At 67.4% G+C, this 15,223-nt stretch carries 15 protein-coding genes; 3 read left to right on the top strand and 12 right to left on the bottom strand.

What is annotated here, in order from left to right; all coding sequences use genetic code 11:
• Window positions 1–2: 2 nt before the first annotated feature.
• Window positions 3–686 carry an MBL fold metallo-hydrolase gene (locus tag ACSC1S_RS02355; RefSeq protein WP_435362992.1) on the bottom strand — a complete coding sequence of 228 codons (684 nt, stop codon included), beginning with the start codon at window positions 684–686 and terminating at the stop codon, window positions 3–5.
• A gap of 116 nt (window positions 687–802) precedes the next feature.
• Between ACSC1S_RS02355 and ACSC1S_RS02350 the strand changes: the two genes are divergently transcribed.
• From ACSC1S_RS02350 to ACSC1S_RS02340, 3 genes are all read left to right on the top strand, one after another.
• Entirely contained in the window at window positions 803–2,014 is a 1,212-nt protein-coding gene (locus tag ACSC1S_RS02350) for an MFS transporter (protein ID WP_435362991.1), read from the top strand.
• 173 nt (window positions 2,015–2,187) lie between these two features.
• Window positions 2,188–2,778, top strand: a complete 591-nt coding sequence (locus ACSC1S_RS02345; RefSeq protein ID WP_261650171.1) for a 50S ribosomal protein L15e — start codon at window positions 2,188–2,190, stop codon at window positions 2,776–2,778.
• Between the two features lie 126 nt (window positions 2,779–2,904).
• The gene (locus ACSC1S_RS02340) at window positions 2,905–3,771 is read left to right on the top strand and encodes an EamA family transporter (protein WP_435362990.1); all 867 of its coding nucleotides are present in this window, start codon (window positions 2,905–2,907) and stop codon (window positions 3,769–3,771) included.
• 1 nt (window position 3,772) lies between these two features.
• On the opposite strand, the gene ACSC1S_RS02335 is transcribed toward ACSC1S_RS02340, so the two are convergent.
• From ACSC1S_RS02335 to ACSC1S_RS02285, 11 genes are all read right to left on the bottom strand, one after another.
• A complete protein-coding gene (locus tag ACSC1S_RS02335) occupies window positions 3,773–4,231 on the bottom strand; it encodes a luciferase domain-containing protein (RefSeq protein ID WP_435362989.1) in 459 nt (152 codons plus the stop codon).
• 146 nt (window positions 4,232–4,377) lie between these two features.
• Window positions 4,378–5,067 carry an ABC transporter permease gene (locus ACSC1S_RS02330; RefSeq protein ID WP_435317209.1) on the bottom strand — a complete coding sequence of 230 codons (690 nt, stop codon included), beginning with the start codon at window positions 5,065–5,067 and terminating at the stop codon, window positions 4,378–4,380.
• Window position 5,068: 1 nt separating this feature from the next.
• Window positions 5,069–6,025 (bottom strand): ABC transporter ATP-binding protein, encoded by a 957-nt coding sequence (locus ACSC1S_RS02325; RefSeq protein WP_435317208.1) that lies wholly within the window; start codon window positions 6,023–6,025, stop codon window positions 5,069–5,071.
• Entirely contained in the window at window positions 6,022–6,780 is a 759-nt protein-coding gene (locus tag ACSC1S_RS02320) for an ABC transporter permease (protein ID WP_435362988.1), read from the bottom strand. Before ACSC1S_RS02320 ends, ACSC1S_RS02325 begins: the two co-directional genes overlap by 4 nt.
• Before the next feature lie 4 nt (window positions 6,781–6,784).
• A complete protein-coding gene (locus ACSC1S_RS02315) occupies window positions 6,785–7,744 on the bottom strand; it encodes a glycine betaine ABC transporter substrate-binding protein (RefSeq protein WP_435362987.1) in 960 nt (319 codons plus the stop codon).
• 76 nt (window positions 7,745–7,820) lie between these two features.
• Window positions 7,821–8,264 (bottom strand): universal stress protein, encoded by a 444-nt coding sequence (locus tag ACSC1S_RS02310; protein ID WP_435362986.1) that lies wholly within the window; start codon window positions 8,262–8,264, stop codon window positions 7,821–7,823.
• A 70-nt stretch (window positions 8,265–8,334) separates the two neighbouring features.
• Entirely contained in the window at window positions 8,335–9,036 is a 702-nt protein-coding gene (locus tag ACSC1S_RS02305) for a helix-turn-helix domain-containing protein (RefSeq protein WP_435317204.1), read from the bottom strand.
• Window positions 9,037–9,061: 25 nt separating this feature from the next.
• Window positions 9,062–10,399 carry an MmgE/PrpD family protein gene (locus ACSC1S_RS02300; protein WP_435362985.1) on the bottom strand — a complete coding sequence of 446 codons (1,338 nt, stop codon included), beginning with the start codon at window positions 10,397–10,399 and terminating at the stop codon, window positions 9,062–9,064.
• 96 nt (window positions 10,400–10,495) lie between these two features.
• Window positions 10,496–11,317 carry an amidohydrolase family protein gene (locus ACSC1S_RS02295; RefSeq protein ID WP_435362984.1) on the bottom strand — a complete coding sequence of 274 codons (822 nt, stop codon included), beginning with the start codon at window positions 11,315–11,317 and terminating at the stop codon, window positions 10,496–10,498.
• A 77-nt stretch (window positions 11,318–11,394) separates the two neighbouring features.
• Entirely contained in the window at window positions 11,395–12,258 is an 864-nt protein-coding gene (locus ACSC1S_RS02290; protein ID WP_435362983.1) for a DUF6282 family protein, read from the bottom strand.
• Entirely contained in the window at window positions 12,255–15,128 is a 2,874-nt protein-coding gene (locus ACSC1S_RS02285) for an FAD-binding and (Fe-S)-binding domain-containing protein (protein WP_435362982.1), read from the bottom strand. The genes ACSC1S_RS02290 and ACSC1S_RS02285 overlap by 4 nt, the downstream gene beginning before the upstream one ends.
• Window positions 15,129–15,223: the final 95 nt, after the last annotated feature.

Here is a 15,223-nt window from a genome sequence, read left to right as displayed (position 1 = left end):
ACTTAGAGCCGTGCCGCGAGTCGGCGGAGCTGTTCGTCGCCCTGGTCGCGAAGCGGTTCGCCGTGGCCCATGCAGGCGACCTCGAAGGCGGGCGCTCGCTCGGCGAACGACCGGATGCTCTCTCCCGCCTGCTCGCGGTCGGCGTCGACGAAACTGTTCATCCGTTCGAGGGTGGCATCGTCGGTTCCCTGCGCAAGGTCGCCGAGGAGGCCGACCCCGAGTGACGAACTGACGTAGCAGGTGTGGCCGGGCGTGTGCCCCGGGGTCGCGAACGCGGTGAAACTCCCCGTCTGCTCGCCGTCGGGGACCGCCTCGACCGGGAGGTCCGGGAGCGTGACGAGGCGGCGCATCAGGTGGCGCGTCAGGAACCCCTTGAACCCGGGCGCGTCGGGCCGGCGGTCGCCCCGGAGGACGCTTGCGGTGTGTTCGCCCGCGACGACCACCGCGTCGAGGTCGGGTGCCAGCTTCGCGAGCGCGCCGACGTGGTCCAGGTCGTAGTGCGTGATGACGACGCGGTCCACGTCGCCGAGGACGTGGCCCGAATCCAGCACGCCCGCCCGGATGCGCCCCGCGTCCCAGGGCGTCCCGGCGTCGACGAGCACGAGGTCGGCACCGTCTTCGAGGAGGTAGGCACTCACGCCGCGACAGGATATCTGCCAGACGCCGTCGGCGAGTTCGGTTGTCATGGCCGTGGCTACGAGGGTCGGCTACAAATGCGTGGAGGCCGCCGCGAGGGTGCGACACGCGCGGGCCCGGTCCGAGAATCAGTGAATCTTCATATGCTCGCGCCCTACTGCCCCCCGTGACCACCCGCCGCGACCGAACCATCCTCGCGAGCGTCGTCTTCGTCGTCCTCCTCGCGCAGGTCCTGCTGTACCCCGGCATCGACACGCTGGTCGCCGTCTTCGACGGCGGCACGGCACTCCAGGCCGGGATGTGGTTCCTCGCCGCCGAGTTCGCCGCCTTCGTGGCCTTCGCCGGCGTCTGGGGGGCCGCGAGCGACGCGGCCGGCAGGCGGGTCCCCTTCGTCGTCGCCGGGACCATCGGCGGTGGCCTCGGCTACGCCCTGCTCGCGGTCGTGCCCGCCGTCATGACCGTCCCGTTCTGGGCGGTCCTCGTCCTTCGCGTCCTCCAGGGCGCGGCCACCATCGGCGCGTTCTCGCTCGCCATGACGATGCTGATGGACCTAGACGGCGGCCACGGCCGGAACATGGGCGCGGCCGGCATCGCCATCGGCTCCGGGACCGCCCTCGGCGCACCCCTCGGCGGACAACTGTACGAACTCTCACCGCTAGCCCCGGTCGCCGCCGCCAGCGTCCTCATGTTCGGTGTCGCGGTGCTGGCGACCGTCGCCCTCACCGACCGGCCGGCCGGCCCCGTGGCGAACGAGTCGGCCTCGACCATCTGGCGGGCCATCTCCGGCGTGCGCGAGACACCGATACTGCTCGTGCCCTACGTCTTCGGCTTCATCGACCGGCTGACCGCCGGCTTCTTCGCGCTCGTCGGCACCCTCTACTTCCGGGACGTGTTCGAACTCAGTCCCGGGGCGACCGGGCTGATGCTCGCGCTCTTTTTCGCACCCTTCGCGCTGCTCCAGTACCCCTTCGGCATCGCCTCGGACAGGTACGGCCGGGTGATTCCGGTCGTCGCCGGGTCGGTGCTCTACGGCGTCGCCATCGTCGCGGTCGGCCTCGCCCCGACCGTCGAACTGGCCGGCGCGGCCATGGTCGCCGTCGGCGTGGTCGGGGCGCTCATGTCGCCGGCGACGATGGCGCTCGTCACGGACTTCGCGCGCGACACCGAGCGCGGCGTGGCGATGGCCGGCTTCAACGCGTTCGGCAGCACGGGGTTCCTCGCCGGCATCCTCGTCGGCGGCACGGTCGCCAGCCGCTTCGGCTACGAGGCCGCGTTCCTCACCGCAGGCGGGGTCGAGATACTCATCGCCGTGGTCACCGTCCCGGTCTTCCTCCGACTGCGGACCGGACGGGAGCGGCCCGCCGCGGCGGGTCGGTGATGTGTGACGACAGGACACGGTTCGGGACAGTTCGACACCCTTAAAGGCCGAGACGGGGAAGTATCGACAACTCGCTGGACGACGGGCACCAGTGGGCACCTGCCCCCGTGCAGGTCATCGGAATGTGGTTCGCCTTCGCGAACTGAACCGGCCAACGCCCGTGGTGATACACCATGACAAAGAGCTTCTATTCCCACATCAAGGAAGCGTGGCAGGACCCGGACGACGGCAAACTCGCCGAACTCCAGTGGCAGCGAAAGCAGCAGTGGCGCAAGGAAGGCGCAATCGAGCGCGTCGAGCGCCCGACCCGCCTCGACAAGGCCCGCGAGCTCGGCTACAAGGCCAAGCAGGGCGTCGTCGTCGCGCGTGTCTCCGTCCGCAAGGGTGGCGCACGCAAGACCCGACACAAGGCCGGTCGCCGTTCGAAGCGCCAGGGTGTCAACCGACTCGGTCGGAACAAGAACATCCAGCGCATCGCCGAGGAGCGAGCGTCGCGCAAGTACGTCAACCTCCGCGTGCTCAACTCCTACTGGGTCGGTGAGGACGGCTCGCAGAAGTGGCACGAAGTGATTCTCGTGGACCCCGAGCACCCCGCCATCCAGAACGACGACGACCTCAACTGGATCTGTGACGACAGCCACAAGAACCGCGCGTTCCGTGGTCTCACGAGCGCCGGTGTCCAGAACCGTGGCCTGACGTTCAAGGGCAAGGGTACCGAGCACACCCGCCCGTCCACGAACGCCGGCCGCAAGCGCGGTAACTAAGCGAACCGCTTCTCTCATCTTTCACATCGCCCCCGAGCGACAGCGTCGTCTTCGAATCCGAACGAACGTTCCCGATACTCTTCCCGAATCGAACCGTTCTTCGGGGCAGGTCGTCGACAGTGAGACGTGAGTGGAATCGCGTACGCGCTGTTCGCCGCCGTCCTCTTCGGCGTCTACCTGTTCGTCGTGAAGCGGTACTTCAGCGCGTACCCGGTCTCGGTGTACCTCTCGTGGGTGTACGTCGCGGCCGTCGTCTGGTACCTGCCGATCGCGTTCGCGACCACCGACGGGGTGCCGGTCCCGACAGACCCGGTCGCGTTCGCGGCGACCGTCGCCGTCTCCCTCGGGGTTGTCGTCGCGTTGGTGGCGTTCTTCCGGGCGCTAGCGATCGGTGAGGTGAGCTACGTCGCTCCCATCAGCAAGGTCGTCCCCGCGTTCGTCCTGCCCATCGAGGTCCTCCTCCTCCAGGAACGCCTCACACCCATGCAGGTCGCGGGCGTCGTCGTCGTCACCATCGGGCTGTACCTCGTCAACTACGAACCCGGCGAGTTGCTGACGCCGCTTCGGCGCGCGGTGACCGCCCGTCCGGCCCAGCTCGCGCTCGTGAGTGCGGCCACCTTCGGCGTCGTCGACGTCGGCAAGCGGGTCCTGCTGCAGGAACTCGCGGTCACGCCGACCGAGTTCGTCGTCGTGATGTTGGTCACCATCCTCGTCTCGGTCGTCCCCCTCGCGGGTCGGAAACTCGACCTCGTGGCGGCCGCCGAGGACTGGTGGAAGTTCGTCGCCGTCGGCGCGGTCATCGCCGGCGGCCAGCACGTCATCGCCATCTCCTTCACCACCCTCCCCGCCAGCGTCGCCTCACCCATCGTGAACGCGCAGGCGGTGGTCGCGGTGCTCCTCGGCGGTGTCCTGCTCGACGAACCACAGTTCAGAATCAGACTGGTCGCCGCGAGCGTCGCCATCGCGGGCGTCGCCCTCATCACGCTCGGCTGAGTCAGGCCAGCAGTTCGGAGTAGAGCCCTTCGAGCTCGGTCCGGGTCAGTCTGGGGAGGGCGTCGAGCTCGTCGTCGACGTCGAGTTCGTCGAGGGCCGTCCGGCAGATGTGAGTGTGCGAGCGCACGAGAAGCGTATCGATGTAAGAGATCCGGAGCAGCGTAAGCGCCTGGTCCACGTCGCCAGCATCGGTGATGCGGAACGACGTCCAGCCCGAGCGCGGTGCGAGCGTGTGTGGCGCGGTCAACCCGTCGGCGATGACCGCGTCCCGTAGCTGGAGCCGGTACTGGACGTCGACGAGACCGGACCGGTGGACGTGGCCGATTTCGGTAGTGCCGAGGTAGAACTCGCGCCCGCCGTCGCGGTGGTCGCCGTCCGAGACGGCCGGCCACGTCGTCACCTCGGCGCAGATAGCGGTGACGAACTCTCCAGAATCGCGCGTCGCGTCAACATCACTCATACAATAACAGAGGCGTTACTACGGCTTTAGAAGCACGCTGGGGTTACCCAGGTGACTGGACAGTCAGTGGATTCGTCGAAGTCTCATCGGCTGTCAGGAACGACGTGGGACCGCATTCCGGAGCAGGACCCCCACGAGTTCGAGCGTCATCCTGCCGCGAGGTCCTGTGACTGCATCGCCTCACCGCCGAGGCGGCGCTCGACCAGCGCGAAGCCGGAGTCGAGCGTGATGGCGAGCAGCGCGCCCGGAATCGCGCCGGCCAGCGCCTGGGGCATCGAGTAGAGGTTGATACCCGAGATGACCCAGAGGCCGAGGCCGCCACCGCCGATGAAGAACGCGAGGTAGGCGGTCCCCACGTTGATGACCGAACTGGTCCGGATGCCCGCGAAGATGACCGGGATGGCCATCGGAAGCTGTATCTTCCGGAGTATCTCCATGTCGGTCATCCCCATCCCGCGGGCGGCCTCGACGACGCTGTCGTCGACCTCCTCGATACCCGCGATGGTGTTGGTGAGGATGGGCAACAGCGCGTAGGTGAACAGCCCGATGACCGACGGCCAGAAACCGATGCCGACGATTGGGAACACGAGGAAGATGATGGCCAGCGTCGGGACGGTCTGGGCGGTGTTCCCGATGCCCTGGATAGCGGTCTTCGCCCGTGGGTTCCGTGTCGCCGCGATTCCCAGCGGAACCGCGACGAGGATAGCGAGCACCTCCGAGACGAGCACGAGCTTGATGTGCGTCGTCAGGAGCTCCATGAACTTCGCCTGGTTGTCCATGAGGAAGCGGAACGCCTCCGGAATCTGGCCGATGACGGCCGGCTGGACCGCCGCCATCTCAGACCGACCTCCGTGACGTTGGCCCGTCGTTCCGGAGGTCGTCCTCGACGACGACACCCACGACCTGCCCGTCGCGTTCGACCGGCAGTTTCGAGTGGCCGGTCTCCAGCAGCCGAGAGAGCGCGACGTGCGCACTGTCGGACGGGGTAACCGGCGCGATCGAGGGGAGTTCCTGCCCGTTCCTCTCGCGCATCACGTCCCGGACCTGGGTGACCTGCAGCTTCTTCAGCTCGCGGTCCTGCCCGATGAAGTCGCGGACGAACTCGTTCTTCGGGTCCGCGAGGATGTTCTGTGGCGTGTCGTACTGGACGAGTTCGCCAACGTCGAAGATGGCGATGCGGTCGCCCATCTTCAGCGCCTCCTCGATGCTGTGGGTGACGAACAGGATGGTCACGTCGAGTTCGTCCTGGATGGCCAGGAACTCGTCCTGGAGTTCGTCGCGCGTGATCGGGTCGAGCGCCCCGAAGGGTTCGTCCATCAGCATCACGTCGGGGTCGGCCGCGAGCGCCCGGGCGACACCAACGCGCTGGCGCTGCCCCCCGGAGAGTTCGGTCGGGTACTGGTTGGCGTACTCCGTGGCCGGCAGGTCCATCAGGTCGAGCAGTTCCTCGACGCGCTCCTCGATGCGGTCGTCGTCCCAGCCCTTGAGTTCGGGGACGGTGCCGACGTTCTCCGCCACAGTCATGTGGTCGAACAGGCCGATCTCCTGGATGACGTAGCCGACGTCGCGCCGGAGTTCGATCTCGTCGAGGTCGGTGATGTCGGTGCCGTCGAAGTAGACGGTCCCCTCGGTCGGGTCGATGAGACGGTTGACGAGCTTCATCGTCGTCGTCTTCCCGCAGCCCGAGGGACCGACCAGCACGGTCGTCGTCCCCTCCTCCACCTCGAAGCTGATGCCCTCGATGGCGACGGTGCCGTCGCCGTACTGCTTGGTGACGTTGTCGAATTCTATCATGGTTCGGTCTCTCTGCTGAAAACGGCTCTGACGGTGCGCGTCCCGAGGTTCTGTTCGACGGTCTCGCCGTTCCTGATACGGAACACCTGTTCGACGACGCCGAGCGTGTAGTCGATCGCGAGCGTGAGCAGGGACAGGACCATCGCGGCCCCGATTATCTGGACGCTGTTCGAGCTGTCCAGCCCACTGAATATCGGGTCACCGAGCCCGCCAGCACCGATGAACGCTCCGATGGCCGCGATACCGACGAGCAACACGACGGCGTTTCGCACGCCCGCCATGATGACCGGCAGGGCCATCGGAATCTGGACCTTGCGCAGGCGTTCGAACCGCGTCATCCCGAGCCCCTTGCCCGCCTCGACGGCGGCCTCGTCGACCCCCGTGAGCCCGACGTACGTGTTCCGGATGACGGGCAACTGGGTGTAGAGGATGAGTGCGAACACGACCGGCGGCTTCCCGATGCCGAGCGACGGGATGAGCAGTGCGAACAGGGCGATAGAGGGAATGGTCATCATGATGCCGGCGAGCCAGAGCACGACCGTCGCGAGCCGCTCGTCGTAGGTGATGACCGTCCCGAGGGCGACCCCCAGTGGGACTGCGATGACCATCGCCCGGCCGACGATAGCCGCGTGCTCCAGCAGGAGGCCCCACAGCGTCCCCTGGTTCTCCACGAAGTACGACAGCAGGTCCGTGAAGAACCCGAGCACGATGCCCGGCGTCCAGGTACCCAGTACGACCGAGTGGCTCAGACTCATCTGCTCAGACGATTCCTTCGGACTTCAGGTAGTTCTTCGCGACGGTGCGGGCGTCCTGCTGTTCGATGGACACTTTCCGGTTGAGGCCACGGATGGTCTCCGTCGACAGCGAGTTCGCCACCTCGTTCAGCGGCTCCTCGATGCTCGGGTTCTCCTCGACGACAGCCTGGTCGACCATCGGGGCCGGGTTGTACACCGGGAAGAAGCCCTTGTCGTCTTCGAGGGATTGCAGGTCGAACTTGAGGATCTTCGGGTTCGTGTTGAAGCCCATCCCGATGGTGGCCTCGCCCTCGCCGACGACCTCGTAGGTGAGCGAGGAGCCGACGTTCTTCACGGTGAGCTGGTCGGCGGTGTCGCCGAAGCCGTAGTGCTCCACGAGCCCGGGCCAACCGTCGTCACGCTCCTGGAACTCCGCGTTCATCACCATCGTGTGGTCGGTGTTGTTCTGCGCCCACGAGACGTAGTCGCTGATGCTCTCGATGCCGTTGTCGTTCGCCCACTGCTCCCGGACGATGAGGACGTACGTGTTGTTGAACGGGGCGCGGTCGAGGAGCGTGATGTCGTACTCCGACTCGAACTCGCTCTGGACCTTGCTGTAGATCTCCTCCGGGTCGGTGATGACCTCGCTGTGCTTCGGCGGGAGCGTCGCCCACGCCGTCCCCGTGTACTCCCAGTACAGGTCGGTCTGGCCGCTCTTGAGCGCCTCGAAGTTGGTGACGCTGCCACCCAACCCGACCTCGTCTTGCACGTTCACGTCGGTGTTCGCCTTCAGCGCCTCGACGGCGAGGTAGCCGAGCACTTCCTGTTCGGTGAACTGCTTCGAGGAGACGGTGACGGTCCCACTGCCACCGCCCCCACCCCCACCAAGGATGGCGGAACAACCCGCGAGAGAGGTCAACCCTGCTGCACTGGTCACTGCACCTGCCGCTTTGAGGGCATCACGCCGTGTGGTCTTCTGTGTCATGCGTATCAGTACGTATCCTGAATTACCCGATTAATCATTGGCACAAACTATTCTCACTCTTTAAGTACCCCCGTCCTCAGCCCTCCGGCGGGACGACCGTCACGGGTACCCCTGCGTTGAGGATGAGTCGCTGCACGGTGCTCCCGAAGACGGCCTTGCCGGCCGGGCTCCGCTTGCGTCCGTAGACGTAGAGTCGGTCTGCGTCCTCGCTCTCTGCGACCCGGAGTATCGCGTCCGCGGTCCGCTCGTCCTCGTGCGCACCCCGCGGTCGCGACGACAGCCCCTCGTCGGCCAGCACGTCGATGGCCGCGTTCACGCCGCGTTTGCGCGAGGCGAGGTCGTCGAGGGTGAGCGTATCCTCGTCGTCGAGGTTCTGTCGTGTCGATTCGGCCTCGGCCTCGTCGAAGACGTGGAGGACGACCACGTCGGTGTCCTCGTCCTCGACGGCCGCCGCGGCGTCCGCGACGGTTTCGGCCCAGGGCGCGTGGTTCTTCACCGGCACCAGTACCGTCTCGCTCATATCCGATACTCCAGTGAGACGGCCATTATTCGACTGTCGCACATGTGTTCCCGTATAAGTGTGTCCGCCCTCAGTCGTCCTCCGCGGCGAGGCTGACGTAGGAGACGAGGAACTCCATGAACGAGCGCTCGGCCTTTCGGAGGTGGTTCGAGGCGGTCGTCTTCGTGATACCCATCTCCTCGGCGAGCTCCTCCAGCGTGACCTTCCGCGGGATGTCGAAGTAGCCGCGTTCGAGCGCGAGGGTGAGCAGTTCGCGCTGGCGGGACGGGATGGAGCCGAGCAGTTCCTGCCACTCCGCCGCACTCGGGGTCACCTCCCGGCTGAAATCCTGCGAGATGCGCTCGACCGAGACGGGCCCGAACTCCGAAAGGAGCTCCGTCGCCTGCGACAGTTCTTTGCGGTCGTTCAACAGCAGGTCGAAGCACTCGCGTCCGTCTTCTAACTTGGTCGGGCCGATGGGGAGAAAGCCCTCGTACAGCAGCGTCTGCAGCGGCGTGAACTCGGTGAGTTGCCCCCGAAGGAACAGCGTGGCTGACTCGCGGTCGGTGTCGCGGCGCTCGTAGCGTTCGAGCACCTCGACCTCGTCCGCGGCGTCCCAGTACTCCTGGATGACGGCGACCGTCTCCTCGAAGTCGTCCGTCTCCAGGGCCATGATACCGATGTAGCGCCGGTTCCGGAACGTCGACGCGAGGAACTCACCGAAGACGTTGTACCGGGCGAGCTCTGCGGTCCAGTCTCCCTCGTATCGGACACAGACCTTCGCGGTGAGCATTATCGAAACCCTCTGCGCATGGGTATTAAACCCTCCTCCCTGTCGTGTCGCCCTGCCAAGGTTCGAGGAGGGAATCGACCCGGGCGTCCGGGTCGTCGAGGACCCGTTCCACCCGTGAGACGGTCTCGGCCGGCACGGTCGGTTCGAACAGACCGGCGGCCTTCTCGCGTCGTTCCGCGTCGGTGAGCGGCTGCTCCCGGGCACCGCGTGGTCGCAGCACATCGGAACTGTAGGTCCCGGATGCGGTCACGAGGTCGACCCGCGCGAGACACTCGGCCGGGAACCGACGTTCGAGAGCGTCGTCGACCACGAGGTCGACCCGGTCCGCGAGGGCCAGAATCGTCTCGTCCTCCCGGCGCTCGGCCGCCAGTTCGGCGGGTGTGAAGCCGCCGGTCACCAGCGCGGCTGCGACCGGGTACGGGTAGGAGTATTCGGCCTCCTCGGCACTCTCGGGGCGGCTGGTATGGAGGTGTGTCGCCGCCTCGAAGGTGTGCACCCGGATGGTCTCGACCGTCTCCGGGTCGATACCGTGTTCCTGTCGGAGCGTGAGCACCGCGTCGACGCCGGGCTGTGCCCACCGACAGCAGGGGTACGGCTTGAGATAGCCCGAGGTGAGGTAGAACCGGTCGCCGAGGTCGTCGGTGACCGCAACGGAGGACTCGTCGAAGACGGTCCCCGACGCGGTGAAGCCGCGAGCCGCGAGGTCGGCCGCCGCCACCCCCGCGAAGGCTCCCCAGCCGATGCCGTCCTTGGTCATCCCGGGACGTTCCACACCGCGCATGATGGGTGTCCGGGGAGCGTGGTACTCCGCGGTCCCGAGCGCGTGTGCGGTCGTCTCGCGGTCGAAATTCCGGAGTCTGGCGACCGCGGCGGCCGCCCCGACCGCGCCCCACGAGCCGGTTCCGGTGTACGTCTCGTCGGTCGCGTGGATGGCGAGGCCAGCCCGGACCGCGAGTTCGTAGCCGACCGCGACGGCCGTGCGGAATTCCGAGACGGAGGCATCGACTGCTTCGGCAGTCGCCAGTGCCGGCGGCACGACCACCGCCGCCGGATGCCCCTTCACGGCGCGGTGGCCGTCATCCACGTCGAGCGCGTTCGCGGCCGTCGCGTTGACCAGGGTCGCACCCGCGGGCGAGATGCGTGCGCCCGACCCGTCGAGCAGGGTGGCGTCGGCACCGTCGGCCGCCCCGGCGTGGTGTGTCTCCGCGTAGGACCGGACCACGTCCGCGGTCGGGAAGCGATAGCCGGCCGTGATTGCGGCGATGGTGTCGAGCGTTCGGGCATCGAGGTGCTCGCACACCGCGGGTGGGAACGCCGAGAGCTGTGCGTCGTGGACGAACGAGGTCGCTGTATCGGTAGTCATGGTCGAAACGAACTGGAACAGACACGGAGGAGTGAGTCGACGGGAGCGGGCGAATCGACAGGAGCGACGGTGGTGGGACGTGACAGGGACAGAACGTCAGTCGTCGGCCGGGGCGGCCTCGACCTCCTCCCAGTCCTGCTTGGCCACGTCGAGGCCGTAGAGGTCGATAGCGTTCTGGCCGAGGATCTTCGCCTTCTGCTCCTCGTCGGCCCCGATGCAGTTGATCTTCTCGAGGGCGACCGGGATGTTCGAGGAGTGCTCGGCGGCCATGAGGAGCTTCTCCGCGCCGACGCGCTCCATCGCCCGGCGGATATACATGTTCATCGCGAGCGTGGTGTCGAGGTAGATGTTGTCCCAGCGGGCCGCCATCTGGATGGCCTCCTGCGTGAGGGTGTACGCACCGCCCATGTGGGCGAAGATGATGGGGAGGTCCGGGTAGTCGTCGGCGACGTCCATGTACATGCCGGGGACCGAGAACGGCATACCGTGCGGGCCGGTGTGGACCATCACGGGCACGTCGTTCTCGACACAGGCGTCGTACACGTCGTAGGCGATGTCGGAGGTCGGGTCGACGCCCCACGCGAGCGTGTGGAGTTTGACGAACTTGAAGTCGAGTTCCTGCACACAGCGCGTAATCTCTTCGTGGACGAACTCGGTGCCGAGGTGCGGGTTGACCGCGGCGGTGCCGAAGATGCGCCCGGGGTAGTCCTGGCTGGCCTGGTAGATCTGGTCGTGGACCTCCGCGACCGACCTGTCGGTCTCGCCGCCGAGCGGCTGGAGGATGGTCGCGTCGACCTTGTTCTCGTCCATGGCCTGGATGACCTGTTCGACACTCTCGGACCACTCGAAGGTCCGGTCGGTCTCTGCGTCTTCGTTGCCGAGGTGGTGGTGTCCGTTGACGACGGGGTAGTCTGCCATTGCACTCGGTTCTTGTGGGGATACCACCCATGAGGCTTGACGACAACGTGTAAACGATTGAAGTGGGGGTAGGAAATTCAGTCCAGCCGGAGCAGCCGGGCCGGGGTCTCGGTGAGGCACTGACGGACCGTCTCGCGTGGGACCCCCGCGTCGTCGACGGCCTCGGCGAACTCCCGCAATCCGGGGACGGGCGGGTTCTCCGCCTGCCCGTAGTCGGTCGCCAGCACCGCGTTCTCGGGGCCGACGCGCTCGACCGCCTCGGCGACGCGCTCGATGCTGTGGCCCTCGGTCGTCTGGACCGCGTAGGCGCAGTACTCCATCACCGCGCCCAGTTCAGCGAGACGCTCCTGGCGGTCCAGGGAGACGTCGACCACGCGGAAGCAGGGGTGGTTCACCAGGCAGTCCACACCCGCGTCCGCACAGGCTTCGACCACGGTCTCTATCTCGTCGGGGGCGGCGTGACCCGTCCCGAGCACCGCGTCGTACTCGTCCACGAGGGTCATCACCTCGCGGGTCGCGGGCGTCACCTCGCCGTCCCGGGCGACGGGAATCTCCTCCTCCTCGTCGGGGACGCGCTGGCCGACGAATCGTTCGACGCCACACTCGCGGGCCTGCGAGGCGTGATTCGCGCTCCAGGCGGTCGGGAGCCAGACCACCTTCGCGCCGAGTTCCAGCGCGGCCTCGACGGCGTCGCGATTGAGCCCGCCGACGCCGCCGTTGCAGGCGACGCCACCGAACAGCAACTCGTCGCCGACCGCCTCGTTCACGAGGTCGACGCGCCCTGCGGTCGGGACGACGTGGCTCTTGACGAGGATGGCGCGCATCCCGGCCTCGCGGGCGTCGCGTGCGAGGTCCACGTCGCTCTCGAAGCGCTCGATGAGGTCCGGCGCAGTGTGGACGTGCATGTCGATGGCACCGTCGAGCAGGTCGCGGTCGCTCATCGGACCACCTCCGCGAGCAGCGCCATGGGATGACGGGTCTCCACGTCACAGTCCGCGAGTTGCTGGCTGCAGGACGCGCCGCCCGCGGCGACCACGTCCGCATCGACCGAGTCGAGTTGCTCGGCGAGGTCGGTTCCGAGGTCCATCGAGAGGTCGTAGTGCTCGGTCTCGTAGCCGAACGCGCCGGCCATCCCGCAGCAGGTCGCATCGACCGGCGTCACGTCGTAGCCAGCCTGCCGAAGCAGGGCGACCGGGGCGTGGTCTCGACCGCGGGCGGTCGCGTGGCAGTGGCCGTGGTAGGCGACGGAATCGGCCGTCTCACCACCCGCCTCGGGAAGCGAGACCTCGCCAGCCAGTACCTGCTCGTACAGGAACCCGGCGACGGTGTCGGCGGCCGCCGGAATCCCGCCAGCGTCGTCGACGAGGTCGTCGTACTCCTCCAGCGCGCTGGTACACGACGGTTCGAGACCGAGGACCGGCACGTCCCCGGCGTCGTCCCGGAGCGTCTCGACGTTTTCGGCGGCATCAGCGCTCGCGTTCTCAACCAGCCCCTGCGAGAGCGCGGGGCGGCCACAGCAGTTCACGTCGGGAATCTCGACCGCGTAGCCGAGTCCTTCGAGTAGTTCGACCGTCGCCTTGCCCACCTCGGGGTGGTTGTACGTTGTGTAGCAGTCGGGGTAGAGCACGACCGCGCCGTGCTCCCCCGCGTTTTCGGCGGGGTCGTGGCTCGCGAACCACGCCAGCAGGGACTCGTCCGCGAACTCGGGCAGGGTGCGTCGGCGGTCGATGCCCAGCGTCTTCTCGGCGAGGACCCTGCCCGGCCCGAACTCGGCGAGCCGGTTCGCGACCGGCGCGAGGGCGCTCCCGACCCTGTTCAGGGTGCGGACGTTCCCGAACAGCCGGGCGCGCAACGGGACACCCGATTCCTGGTGCTTCTGGTATTTGGCTTCGGTCTTCAGCTTCGCCATGTCGACCCCGGTCGGGCACTCCGTTTCGCAGGCCTTGCAGGCGAGACACCGGTCCAGCACGTCCTCCTGGAACCAGTCGCTGGTCAGGGCGTCCTCGCCGAGTTCCCCGTCGATTGCGTCCCGGAGCGCGTTCGCCCGCCCCCGGGTGCTCGTCACCTCCTCCTCGGTGGCGCGGTAGGAGGGACACATCACCCCGCCGTCCATCGTCCGGCACTTCGAGCAGCCGTTGCACTGCTCGACCAGCGAGCTGAAACCGTGCTCGTCGGAGAAGTCCAGCGCTGTCTCGACGGTCGTCGGGTCGTAGTCGCCGAAGCGCAACTGTTCGTCCACCCCCGCGAGATTGCCGTCCTGGTCGGGCACGACGTTCGCCGGGTTGCAGACGTCGTCCGGGTCGAACGTCTGCTTGACCTGCTCGAACGCCCCATACAGCGTCTCGCCGTACATCTCGCTGAGGTACTCGGACCGGAGCCTGCCGTCGCCGTGCTCGCCCGAGATGGCCCCACCCACGTCGAGGACCACTTCGTGGACCTGCTCGCTCACCGACCGGAGGCGTTCGCGGTCGCGCTCGTCCTTGAGGTTCAGGAACGGCTTGATGTGAAGGACGCCCTGTCCGGCGTGGCCGAAGACGCTCGCATCGAGGTCGTGGGCCGCGAGGATGTCGCCTACCCTGTCCAGATAGTCCGGGAGCTGGGCGGGTGGAATCGCCGCGTCCTCGATGAACGACGGGGCCTGCTCGTCGCCGGGCCGGCGGTTCAGGAGTGGGTTCGACGCCTTGCGGACCTTCCAGAGTCGGTCCTGCTCGTGGTCTTGGACCGCCCGCTCGACCGAGACGGTGTGCTCGGTTCGGCTGGCGGCGACAGCCTCGTCCAGCCGCCGCTCCCCCTCGCCCGCATCGCACTCGACCTCCACGAGCAGGGCTGCCCCGGCCTCGTTGGGCACGAGGTCGATGCCCCAGGCCGCCCTGGCGTGGCCGAGCACCGCGTCGTCCACGAGTTCGACCGCGCTCGGGTCGGCCGCCAGCGCACCGGTCACCGCGTCGGCCGCGGTCCGCACGTCGTCGTAGAACACCAGCGCGGCGGCCCTGGTCTCTGGAACCGCGGTGAGTGAAAGCGTCACCTCGGTCACGACCGCCAGGGTGCCCTCGCTCCCGACGACGAGGTTGGAGAGGTCGGCCCAGGAGCCGTCGCTGGCGACGCTCGATTCGAGGTCGTAGCCGCTGGAGTTACGGTCCACGTCGGGGTAGCGGCGGTCGATCTCGTCGGCATGAAGCGCCGCGAGGTCGACCACGGTCCGGTAGCACTCGCCGACGCGGTCGTCGCGTGCCAGTTCCGTTTCGAGGGCCTCCCCCGAGACCTGCTCGAAGTCCGCGACCGAACCGTCGGAGAGCACGCACTCGACCCGGCGGACGTTGTCCCGGGTCGTCCCGTGCCGGACCGAGTGTGCCCCGGCGGCGTCGTTCGCGACCATCCCACCGATGGTGCAGGTACTCGACGTGCTCGGGTCCGGCGGGAAATAGAGTCCATGGTCGGCCAGTTCCTCGTTCAACTCGTCGAGGACGACGCCCGGCTGGACCGTGGCGGTCTGGGCGTCGGGGTCGACCGACACCACCTCGTCGAGGTGGCGTGAGCAGTCGAGGACGATGCCCTCACCGACTGCGTTCCCGGTCAGGCTGGAGCCGGCACCCCTGGCGACCACACTGGTGTCCACCTCGCGGGCGTACGCCAGGGTTCGGCGCACGTCCTCGCACGAGGCCGGCCACACCACACCGGCTGGTTCGACCCGGTAGATGCTCGCGTCAGTCGCATACAGTGTCCGCGCTGTCCGGCCGAAGTCGCCCTCGCCGTCCAGTCGCGTCAGTGGGTCGGGGACGGTCCCCGACCCCGTCTCTCCCTCTACACTCATGGCTCACACTCCGCGTTCATACCCAACCCTCGGCAGGGGACCGGGATGGGCGTTCAGTCGAACATAGGGCTGGCTTTTTGAACGTAAAAGCCGGA

It is taken from the genome of Haloarchaeobius pelagicus, assembly GCF_051207375.1.
Classification (GTDB): Archaea; Halobacteriota; Halobacteria; order Halobacteriales; family Natrialbaceae; genus Haloarchaeobius.
The sequence above is the reverse complement of the archived record's forward strand: the minus strand, read 5'-3'. Positions and strand labels throughout refer to the sequence as shown.

Excerpts from the sequence above, each read along its gene's own strand:
- ACSC1S_RS02355 (WP_435362992.1), bottom strand. The coding sequence starts at position 686 with ATGACAACCGAACTCGCCGACGGCGTCTGGCAGATATCCTGTCGCGGC.
- ACSC1S_RS02345 (WP_261650171.1), top strand. The coding sequence starts at position 2,188 with ATGACAAAGAGCTTCTATTCCCACATCAAGGAAGCGTGGCAGGACCCG.
- ACSC1S_RS02335 (WP_435362989.1), bottom strand. The coding sequence starts at position 4,231 with ATGAGTGATGTTGACGCGACGCGCGATTCTGGAGAGTTCGTCACCGCT.
- ACSC1S_RS02330 (WP_435317209.1), bottom strand. The coding sequence starts at position 5,067 with ATGGCGGCGGTCCAGCCGGCCGTCATCGGCCAGATTCCGGAGGCGTTC.
- ACSC1S_RS02325 (WP_435317208.1), bottom strand. The coding sequence starts at position 6,025 with ATGATAGAATTCGACAACGTCACCAAGCAGTACGGCGACGGCACCGTC.
- ACSC1S_RS02320 (WP_435362988.1), bottom strand. The coding sequence starts at position 6,780 with ATGAGTCTGAGCCACTCGGTCGTACTGGGTACCTGGACGCCGGGCATC.
- ACSC1S_RS02315 (WP_435362987.1), bottom strand. The coding sequence starts at position 7,744 with ATGACACAGAAGACCACACGGCGTGATGCCCTCAAAGCGGCAGGTGCA.
- ACSC1S_RS02310 (WP_435362986.1), bottom strand. The coding sequence starts at position 8,264 with ATGAGCGAGACGGTACTGGTGCCGGTGAAGAACCACGCGCCCTGGGCC.
- ACSC1S_RS02305 (WP_435317204.1), bottom strand. The coding sequence starts at position 9,036 with ATGCTCACCGCGAAGGTCTGTGTCCGATACGAGGGAGACTGGACCGCA.
- ACSC1S_RS02300 (WP_435362985.1), bottom strand. The coding sequence starts at position 10,399 with ATGACTACCGATACAGCGACCTCGTTCGTCCACGACGCACAGCTCTCG.
- ACSC1S_RS02295 (WP_435362984.1), bottom strand. The coding sequence starts at position 11,317 with ATGGCAGACTACCCCGTCGTCAACGGACACCACCACCTCGGCAACGAA.
- ACSC1S_RS02290 (WP_435362983.1), bottom strand. The coding sequence starts at position 12,258 with ATGAGCGACCGCGACCTGCTCGACGGTGCCATCGACATGCACGTCCAC.
- ACSC1S_RS02285 (WP_435362982.1), bottom strand. The coding sequence starts at position 15,128 with ATGAGTGTAGAGGGAGAGACGGGGTCGGGGACCGTCCCCGACCCACTG.